Origin of the sequence: Paenibacillus sp. GCM10027626 (assembly GCF_042676285.1) — a bacterium.
Taxonomy (GTDB): Bacteria; Bacillota; Bacilli; order Paenibacillales; family Paenibacillaceae; genus Paenibacillus_Z.
Map to the genome: position 1 here is coordinate 1 of NZ_JBHTHC010000051.1, position 9,063 is coordinate 9,063.

Genomic DNA, 9,063 nt, shown 5'->3' on the forward strand with positions numbered 1-9,063 from the left:
TTACATAATTTAACCAAATGGAAGGACTACCTTTAAGGGCTGTTCGACCTTTTGGATTTCACCGAAAAAACCCATTTTCTGAATATTCACTTTTGTGTATACCGAGATTTTATGCAACGCTAGTGATCTTAACTGAAGTAAATTCATGCCTCTAAAGATTAGCCTCTCTTTTTCATCGTATACAAACTCTTGCCGTTCGTAAAACCTGATAGCCCTTTTGTTTTCTTTTAGTACCCACAATACTACCGAACCAAATCCAAGCTCTTTTAATTTTTCTAATCCCCAGTTCAAGAATTGTTTTCCAAGGCCCATACCTATGTAATTTTGAAGAAGATATATGGCTGATATTTCGCCACTATCATCTTGTAAATCATCATCATTGCAAGCTTTCAGAAGCATACAGCCCACAATTTTATTATCAACTAAAATTACAGCTATCTGTTCCGTACCTTGAACAAGAGTGTTATAAAAATACCTTTCTCTAACAACGGGTGTATACTGCTCTAAATATTCATCCGGTATTATCTCTTTATATGCCTTTCTATAAGACTCTGAATGGACAAAACCTAAATCTCGGGTATCTTCTAACTGAGCCCAGCGTATTTCAATCATGGAAATCACTCCTGCTTTATGCCCTGCCATTCTATGAGCTGGTTATATTTGAAAAATTGGTATGTATCGTCAGTCAATCAGTTATTAAGGCTAATCACAGACCTACCGACGGCCTTGATTATTGTAGGGTATTGCTTCGCGTTCGATCAGTGCTTTAAATCCGCCAATATAGTAGGGCATTAATCGATCTGCTTCCTCAATATCCACCCACTTTATTTCGGCTATCTCATGTGGCCGTGTAATTTTTTCTTTCCCGCTCTTCACTTTTGCTTTGAATGTTACAAAGACAGCGTGTTCGCCCTTACCTTGAAAAATACATTCATTCACAGCGCAGATACCGGATAATTCCACATCAAGTCCTGTTTCTTCTTTTGCCTCTCTAATTGCCGCTTCAGATAATGACTCTTCGATTTCTACGGCACCACCTGGTAATGACCAGCTCGAGGAATGAATATTTCTTACCATCAATATCTTGTTCTTATCCTCAGTGGTAATCAAAGAATAAGCTACATCAATCCTAATCATGTGTTAGAAACCCCTTTCACAAATTGGTGAAGAGAAGAAATGATGTGTAAAATGCCACCTTTGTTATAATGGAAAAAGGATGGGATTATGGATTGTTCAAAGAAGTAGGCAGTTCGCAGACTTAGACCGACCAGAATTGAATAAATATATATTAGGTGAGTGTGTATTTATGAATGATTATACCGAGAAAATATTAAAGTCAGGAAGAACTTTTTTGAGTAGATGGCAGCAAGCAAACGCTTGTGTCTGGGAATATCATCTAAGTCATACAACCATCACTTTTCGTCTTGAAAAACCCGGCGTCATAGGAAACTTGCATATTGCTTGCATTGAACCAATTCTCTATTCTGGAAAGTTCAAATGGAATAATTGTTGCTTCCAAGTCAATTATAACGAGGAAAAACAACTTTACATTTTAACAGATAAGCAAAATGAAGTAAGTATTGAGTGCGAAGCTATAGAGTTTAAAGAAAATTGTAAACCAATTTTCTAGTTTTCTTTGGATGTCTAACACCACGCTTCATGCCCTTCAGTTGAAAAAAGCAGAGCAGCTGCCGCGGAAAGCTACTCCGCTCTTGTTTCCAATTTAAGGAGAAAACCGGAACTGGTAAACCTCGCTTCCCTCCAGCCCTTGCGCCACACATACGAGCGTCGTTCCTTCGCCGTTCCATTGAAGCGTCGTGATCGTGCCCGGGTCGCTGTAAACGGTCGTTTCTGCGGACAAGCCCTTGCTTGCATCCAGCGCGGCCACAGACAGAACCGGGCGCCCTTCGCTTGATCTTACCGTATACGCGATTTTCTTCTGAGCAGCATCGACAGCCAGATTGGTCAAGAACCCTTCCTTGAGCCGTACAATCCGGTCGCCGCGCTCGCCGGAAATAAGAAACAACCCTTCGGACCCGTTGATCCGGCCCGAGACGAGCAGCCTGCCGCCGTTTAACGGAGCGAAGTCGTAAATATCGCCCAGGGCTGCCTGCATCGATTCCGATCCGTCCAGTGCGGAGAATCGGATCGCAGAGCTGCGGCCGTCGGTGACCTGGAGATAGACGCTCTCGCTGTCAGGAGATACCTTCAGTCGAAACGGCTTGGCATAAAAGGAATATTTGCGAAGGAGCCCTTGACGGAAAAGGTCTTCCGTCCATTTCCCGATAATTCGGTTTTCACCCGTCTTCATATCAAACAGCCGGATGCCTTCTTTGAACAGCCCGATATAGCGGCTATCGTCAAGCATCGTCGAGCAAAAACCGGCGCCGCCGTCCAGCCTAGCCAGCTCCCGCCGGTCCGTCAGGTCATACCATACTGTGGTCGGAGAGCTTTTGTCGTTGTAAACGAAATAAACGAGCTTCGTTCCATCCGGCGAGGCGAAGCCGTCAAATAGACCTGGAGAATTTACAAGTTCCTCGATCGTGTTATCCGTAAGGCTCAGCGTGGAGATGCCGGTCCGTGCCTTGTTCTCTTCGCCCGAGAAGAAGAGCAGCTTGTCGTCGCCAAGCATTCTGGCTCCGTCCAACGGATCATCACTGTGCCGCTTGACTGCGCTCACGATGCGAAAATCACCCGGTACGGCAGCCGCCGTCGTCTCGCTGTCGAGCAGAATCGTGCGGTCTCCACCCGCGAACCTCAAGTAGGCTTCCCCGATTCCCCAGTAGGCGGCAATGATCGTTCCTGTCAACAGCAACAGCAGCCCCACTCGGGGAAATGCCAACGACGGTTTTCTTCCGCTCCTAATCATGCCCCTCCTCCTCCATCCAGATTGTCACAACTGTTCCTCCGCCGGGTTGGCTCGCGACCTCCACTTCTCCTTTATGGCTGTCCACGATGCTTTTGACGATAGCAAGCCCAAGCCCGACACTCCCCCGTTCCTCCTCTTTTTTCGTACCAGGCACCCGGTAGAAAGGCTCGAACAAGCGGCGCACATGCTCCTCCGCGATTCCGGGGCCCCTGTCGGCGATGAGGATACGAACCCGGCCGCCATCACGTACAACCGAGCAATCGACGTCGGTACCGATTCCTCCGTATTTGACGGCATTGTCGATGACATTGACCAACATCTCTCTTATCCGTAATCCGTCTCCCCGCACCGTCAGGCCATTCTCAGCTTTGCAATTGATTTCCATGCCGTATTTTTTCGCCTTGACGCTCATCTCGTCGCACACTTTCTGGACAAGCGCCGACATGTCGACAGGCTCAAAACGCATGCCGGCCCGTTCGGAAGATGACTTAGAGTATTCGATAATCTGCACGACTTTCTCATTCAACCGGCTGCTCTCTTCCATAATGTAGCGAATCCCCTTCGTAAAAAACGGCTTATCCGTAAATCCGTTCTCCAGCAGCATTTGCGCATAGCCGCGGATCGTCGTTAGTGGGGTTTTCAGTTCGTGCGTGACGTTGTCGAAGAAGGTCTTGGTCGTTTCCTGCGTCACCTTGAGCGCATCTCGTTCCTGCTTAATAATCTCGACCTGATTCTGGATTTGTCCGACCATGTGGTTGAACGAGCGAGACAGATCCCCGATCTCGTCGTTGCCGCGCACCGGCGGCATGGGCTCGTACCGGCCGAGCGATACTTGCTCGAGGCTGCGAGATAGCCGCTCCAAAGGCTTTGACAACCGGCTCGACAGCCATGCCGCCGTCAGCAGTACGAGCATAAAGATGCCGATGGCGAACCCGCGCACCGCGGTCATAAATTGCCGGGTAAAGCCGGAAAGGCCGGAGTAATCCTTTTCGAAGTAAACGATGCCAACCGGATCGCCGTTAGCATGCATTAGCATGGACAAACTGACAGTCGTCCGACCGCCGGAGGAGCGGGTGGAATAGGCGTTCTGGCCGTGCAGCGCCTCGGAAAAGTCGTCGCTCGGCGGCGCTGAGTACACGTTGAGAGCGGATAGCCCCTGACCCTTCTCATCGTAAAGGGACACCGCACTGCCGATAGCAGCGCTTAATTCCTTGACTAGGCCGTCCGCTTCGCCGGACAGCGTATCCCGATCCAGCGTCATATTCTTGATCAGAAAATATTGACTAACGTAGACTTCAAGGTTATGTCTTGCATCGGCCATATCCTTCCCGATAATGCGTGACACGTTGCGCTCGGTAATCGAGGTGGAGACGAGCAGCATCGCAGTCAGTCCAACGAAGATGACGAACGAAAACGACAACAAAAGCTTATAACGAATTGTAAGTCTCATCCAGATACCTCCGTTTAACGCAGCCTATAGCCGACGCCGAATACGGTCTCGATGAGAGAAGGGGAATCAGGGTCGTCTAGCTTTTTGCGAATGCGCTGAACATGTATGTCCACTGTTCTCGTATCTCCCGGATAAGTGAAGTCCCAAACTTTGTCCAGCAGCTCAGCCCGGGTGAAGACGATCCCCTGGTTCTCCGCCAGGAAGAGCAGCAGGTCGAACTCTTTGTTTTTCAATTCCACAGGCTCGCCGCACTTCTTCACCTCCCGCTTCCGCTTGGAGATTTCAACGTCCTCCCCAACGATAATCGGAGCCGCTTCCTCCCGGCTAAAGCGCTCGGCCACCAGCTCGATTCTCCGGAAGACGGCTCTGATTCTTGCGACGACCTCCCGAATGTCAAAAGGCTTGATTATATAGTCATCGGCACCCAATTCGATGCCTAAGATTTTGTCAACCGTATCAGATTTCGCGGTCAGCATGATGATCGGGATGCCCCAATTTTCCTTGGACGCAATTTTGCACAGATCGAAACCGCTCATGTCGGGGAGCATCAGATCCAGTAACAGCAGATCCGGCCCGAACGAGTGGACGAAGTCGATCGCCTCCTGACCGGTAGCTGTATGGCGGACGCGGTAGCCTTCCTTCTGCAGCGCGTAGACCAGGAGCTCGGCAATGGCCGTCTCGTCTTCTACGACGACTATTTTCTCATTCGGCATGACGCTCGTCCTCCATCTGGGTTCGCTTCGAAGTTCTTTCCATTGTATCAAATAATTAAATAACCGCACCGTGCTGAGGCACATTTTACAAATTGGATACAACTTGTCTGCTGCCAGGATACATCCACCCGCAAGACGAGATACATCTCTCTCTTATCCTTTCCTTGAAGCCGTACTTATTAACCAGAGACGGCATTCAACGAGAGAGAGGAGATTTCGTTTTGCAAAAACCATTGTTCGCCACCATCGCCCTTATCGCCATGCTCATCTTGTTATCGGCTTGTGGAAGCGGAGCCACACCGAAATCGAACCCCGGCGGCGGTTCGGCCAGTTCATCCGTCGATCCCGCTAAGACGGCTACCGCCCATGATCAGGTGCCCGAAGCAGAGGCGGCGTTCGCTTCCTTGCTGGTCAATAAAGACCATCCGCTGCCGGAAGGATACAAGCCGGACGATCTCGTCTATCCAGACGTCAAGTTTACTTTCAATGAGAAAATCGAGAAGCGAATGATGCGCAAACCGGCAGCGGACGCCCTGGAGGAGTTGTTCGCCGCGGCAGAGAGGGACGATGTGCCTCTGGCAGGCGTCTCCGCCTACCGCTCCCATGAGAGGCAGAAACAGGTGTTCGAAGCATACGTCCGCAAAGACGGAGAGGAGAAAGCCCGCACTTACAGCGCGTATCCGGGAACGAGCGAGCATGAGACAGGTCTTGCCATCGACGTCACTGTCGCTGATGGTAAATGTGCAGCCAACGACTGCTTCGCCGGAACGCCGGAGGCAGAATGGCTGGCCAAGCACGCGCATGAATTCGGGTTCATCATCCGTTATCTGGAAGGAAAAGAAGACATCACCGGTTATAAATACGAGCCTTGGCATCTGCGTTATGTGGGCCCGGCCGCTGCCGAGACTATTTATACCCACGGATGGACGCTGGAGGAATACGAGGAGGCGACACCGGTATCGGCACCCGCCGGCGGCCGCCAAACCTGAGGAAAAACGCTTGAACACAAACACGTTATTTATTTTATCACCCGAAAATAAATAAGGAGCAGTTGCTTTACGCAAACTGCTCCTTATTTTGTATAAATCATCGTCATTTTATTTAAACTACTTGACGAGCTCCAATTCGCGTTTAAGACCAAGCGTCCGCGCTGTCGAAGTATGAATTTCACGGATAAGTTCTGGTTTTTTCAATAATGATATGCCATAAGAAGGAATCATTTGTTTTATTTTCGGTTCCCATGCTTTTAGATGCTGTGGGAAGCATTTTTCGATGACCTCAAGCATGACGGAAACGGCGGTAGAAGCACCCGGTGATGCCCCAAGCAACGCGGCTACCGATCCATCAGCGGCACTGACAACTTCCGTACCGAATTGCAGCGTTCCTTTGCCGCCAGCCGCTGTATCTTTGATAACTTGCACACGTTGTCCGGCCACCAATAAGCCCCAATCCTCGCTTTTGGCGTTCGGGATAAACTCTCGCAGCTCTTCCATACGCTTTTCTTTCGATAACATAACTTGCTGGATTAAGTATTTTGTTAATGAAAGGTTTTTGGCACCTGCCGCCAACATTGTTAAAACATTATTCGGTTTTACAGAACCGATTAAATCAAACATCGAACCGGTTTTTAAGAACTTGGGCGAGAAACCGGCAAATGGTCCAAAGAGCAGCGATTTTTTATTATCGATAAACCTTGTGTCCAGATGCGGAACAGACATTGGAGGCGCGCCAACCTTAGCTTTACCGTACACTTTGGCATGATGCTGTGCTACAACTTCCGGATTATTGCACACCATGAAAAGTCCGCTTATCGGGAACCCCCCAATATGCTTTCCTTCAGGAATACCGGATTTTTGCAGTAAAGGAAGACTTCCTCCCCCGCCGCCGATAAAAACAAATTTTGCCGTATGGCGCTCGGCGGATCCGCTCTCGATATTCCGCACTTTCAATTCCCACAAGCCGTCGCTGGTACGTTTAATATCATCAACACTATGTTTGTAATTGATAGTGACGTTTTTCCTCTTTAAGTGGTCGAACAGCATGCGCGTTAAAGCGCCAAAGTTAACATCCGTGCCAGACTCGATTCTTGTTGCCGCTATAGGTTCATCCAATGTCCGGTCTTTCATAATAAGCGGAATCCATTTCGCCAATTTTTCCGGGTCATCTGAGAATTCCATCCCTTGAAACAGCGGATTGTTGGTCATCGCTTCAAAACGTTTTTTCAAAAACGCTACATTGTCTTTCCCTTGTACTAAACTCATATGAGGCAGTGGCATGATAAAGTCTTGCGGATTACGAATCAGATTGCTGTTTACGAGATAAGACCAAAACTGCAATGAATCTTGAAACTGTTCATTGACTTTTATCGCTTTGCTGATGTCTATCGATCCGTCTGGTTTTTCGGAAGTGTAGTTAAGCTCGCACAGTGCAGCATGCCCCGTCCCCGCATTATTCCATTCGTTAGAGCTTTCCTCGCCTGCGCTTGCCAGCTTCTCAAACACTGTAATTTTCCAATCGGGTACTAATTCTTTCAGCAGTGACCCTAAAGTCGCACTCATAATTCCGGCACCAATTAAGATAACGTCTGTTTCGGTTTTTCTGTTGCTCATTTTTACCGTCCTTTTTTTTGAAGAAAAGATGCAGGCGCTCCTAATTTGGTTCCACAGCAAACCAGGGTGCGAGCAAGCCACACACCTTCTCAATTATAACCTGATTATATTGTATCACTGTCTATAGATTAAGATATCTACTATTATATGATAGTTGTATACGATTTAAAAGTCGGTAATTTTCAGCGTTGCAGTCAAGAAGTGAGAAAACATCCACAAAACCCTAGGAAGACACAAAAATCAAGGATCCGTATGTTCCTCACAACAATATTTTTGACGTTACTAATGGTATGGTTCAGCTTTGCTTAACAGCTCTGTCGGAAACAACTTCTTCTGGTGTTAAGCTTATTGAAAGAGCTGCTACGGCATCTTCAAGATGAGACATTTTCGCAGCACCGATAATGGGAGCTGTTACCGTTTCTTTCTGCAGCAACCAGGCAAGCGGACCTTAGTAGCTGAATATCTACCCCGCTACTTCAGCCGCGGCGTCCTTTTTGCTTAGCGTAGTTAGCATATTCTACAGAATATACTGCAGTAAAGGAACTCCTTCCTTATAGTGTCCCGTTAGATCAAAGGAATTTAGTCTATAACGCTCTCTTCTTCCTTAATAGTTGAATTACGTATAGTACCATAAGATAAACAATCATGCTTAGTAAAAATTCTTTCAAAAAGTCTGTAACGGTATAAGAATACCAATAAATAGTCGCTCTGTTAGAAGGAGAAACAGGTCCCACACCCTCAATGTTAATTATTTCTGCGGAAGTATCGGTATGATGCTGTGAATTCTTATATGATGTAGTAGCTTCTAAAATAACCAGATGAACAATCGGCACCAATATAGAAACTATTAATCCAACGCATAGAACCTTCACTTTTCTCATTATTTAAATCCAATCCTTCCTTGTCACTCTGTACTCATGTATACATCACTCAAATATAAGCCGATGAGTTGGTTGTCGCTTTTTTTGGAAAATGAGAAAAACGCCTGACGGCGTCCTTAGTACTCATCGCCGGCAGCGGTGTCCAGTGGTTTGAGCCCCGAAAAAGCGGCAAGCCGCAAAGCGATTTCTTCTAACGGAAGTCGCAGACGTTATTTCGCCAGTAACCCTTATTTTTGGAATCTAACGGAGGTGAGCGATCTTAATTCGACGTTTTCTTGCAAAATCGGGCTCATCCTCAGCAAATAGCAGCACACAGGAGAGCGTCGATTAATTTCAAATGTTAAGGCTCCCCGTATCTGTTTTGAAGATTTCTTGAAATTTCAGGAAGATTTCCATCTAAACGGGGCCTTCGAATAGACTCGAACGATACATTTCACATCGTCCTTCAGCCTTCTTCAGGCTACCGGGCTGACGAATCGGCCTTTATGCGCATGGGGAAGCGCCCCTCTGTCTTCGGCTTTTTTGCCGGACAAAGGGGTCC

8 protein-coding genes and 1 pseudogene are annotated in these 9,063 nt (G+C 47.7%); 2 read left to right on the forward strand and 7 right to left on the reverse strand.

Annotation, left to right across the window (positions count from 1 at the left end):
- Window positions 1-9 precede the first annotated feature (9 nt).
- Together ACFQ0N_RS38065 and ACFQ0N_RS38070 are read right to left on the reverse strand one after the other, a co-directional pair.
- The gene (locus ACFQ0N_RS38065; protein ID WP_379335688.1) at window positions 10-612 is read right to left on the reverse strand and encodes a GNAT family N-acetyltransferase; all 603 of its coding nucleotides are present in this window, start codon (window positions 610-612) and stop codon (window positions 10-12) included.
- 102 nt (window positions 613-714) lie between these two features.
- On the reverse strand, window positions 715-1,137 hold the full coding sequence (locus ACFQ0N_RS38070) for an NUDIX hydrolase (protein WP_379335690.1): 423 nt from the start codon (window positions 1,135-1,137) through the stop codon (window positions 715-717).
- A gap of 169 nt (window positions 1,138-1,306) precedes the next feature.
- On the opposite strand from ACFQ0N_RS38070, the gene ACFQ0N_RS38075 reads away from it, so the two are divergent.
- Entirely contained in the window at window positions 1,307-1,630 is a 324-nt protein-coding gene (locus ACFQ0N_RS38075) for a hypothetical protein (protein ID WP_379335692.1), read from the forward strand.
- Window positions 1,631-1,723: 93 nt separating this feature from the next.
- On the opposite strand, the gene ACFQ0N_RS38080 is transcribed toward ACFQ0N_RS38075, so the two are convergent.
- The 3 genes from ACFQ0N_RS38080 to ACFQ0N_RS38090 are packed head-to-tail and all read right to left on the reverse strand — an operon-like array spanning window position 1,724 to window position 5,032.
- On the reverse strand, window positions 1,724-2,869 hold the full coding sequence (locus ACFQ0N_RS38080) for a hypothetical protein (RefSeq protein WP_379335694.1): 1,146 nt from the start codon (window positions 2,867-2,869) through the stop codon (window positions 1,724-1,726).
- Window positions 2,862-4,319 carry a sensor histidine kinase gene (locus ACFQ0N_RS38085; RefSeq protein ID WP_379335696.1) on the reverse strand — a complete coding sequence of 486 codons (1,458 nt, stop codon included), beginning with the start codon at window positions 4,317-4,319 and terminating at the stop codon, window positions 2,862-2,864. The genes ACFQ0N_RS38080 and ACFQ0N_RS38085 overlap by 8 nt, the downstream gene beginning before the upstream one ends.
- A gap of 14 nt (window positions 4,320-4,333) precedes the next feature.
- The gene (locus ACFQ0N_RS38090) at window positions 4,334-5,032 is read right to left on the reverse strand and encodes a response regulator (RefSeq protein ID WP_379335698.1); all 699 of its coding nucleotides are present in this window, start codon (window positions 5,030-5,032) and stop codon (window positions 4,334-4,336) included.
- Window positions 5,033-5,292: 260 nt separating this feature from the next.
- Here ACFQ0N_RS38090 and ACFQ0N_RS38095 point away from each other — a divergent pair, with 260 nt between their 5' ends.
- Window positions 5,293-6,021 carry a M15 family metallopeptidase gene (locus ACFQ0N_RS38095; RefSeq protein ID WP_379335700.1) on the forward strand — a complete coding sequence of 243 codons (729 nt, stop codon included), beginning with the start codon at window positions 5,293-5,295 and terminating at the stop codon, window positions 6,019-6,021.
- A 117-nt stretch (window positions 6,022-6,138) separates the two neighbouring features.
- Here ACFQ0N_RS38095 and ACFQ0N_RS38100 read toward each other — a convergent pair whose 3' ends face one another.
- Window positions 6,139-7,671 (reverse strand): malate:quinone oxidoreductase, encoded by a 1,533-nt coding sequence (locus tag ACFQ0N_RS38100; RefSeq protein ID WP_379335702.1) that lies wholly within the window; start codon window positions 7,669-7,671, stop codon window positions 6,139-6,141.
- Window positions 7,672-7,936: 265 nt separating this feature from the next.
- A pseudogene (locus ACFQ0N_RS38105) lies at window positions 7,937-8,083 on the reverse strand (aldo/keto reductase); the annotation flags it as partial.
- Between the last annotated feature and the right edge of the window lie 980 nt (window positions 8,084-9,063).

Coding starts and splice junctions, on each gene's coding strand:
- ACFQ0N_RS38065 (WP_379335688.1), bottom strand. CDS start 612: ATGATTGAAATACGCTGGGCTCAGTTAGAAGATACCCGAGATTTAGGT.
- ACFQ0N_RS38070 (WP_379335690.1), bottom strand. CDS start 1,137: ATGATTAGGATTGATGTAGCTTATTCTTTGATTACCACTGAGGATAAG.
- ACFQ0N_RS38075 (WP_379335692.1), top strand. CDS start 1,307: ATGAATGATTATACCGAGAAAATATTAAAGTCAGGAAGAACTTTTTTG.
- ACFQ0N_RS38080 (WP_379335694.1), bottom strand. CDS start 2,869: ATGATTAGGAGCGGAAGAAAACCGTCGTTGGCATTTCCCCGAGTGGGG.
- ACFQ0N_RS38085 (WP_379335696.1), bottom strand. CDS start 4,319: ATGAGACTTACAATTCGTTATAAGCTTTTGTTGTCGTTTTCGTTCGTC.
- ACFQ0N_RS38090 (WP_379335698.1), bottom strand. CDS start 5,032: ATGCCGAATGAGAAAATAGTCGTCGTAGAAGACGAGACGGCCATTGCC.
- ACFQ0N_RS38095 (WP_379335700.1), top strand. CDS start 5,293: ATGCTCATCTTGTTATCGGCTTGTGGAAGCGGAGCCACACCGAAATCG.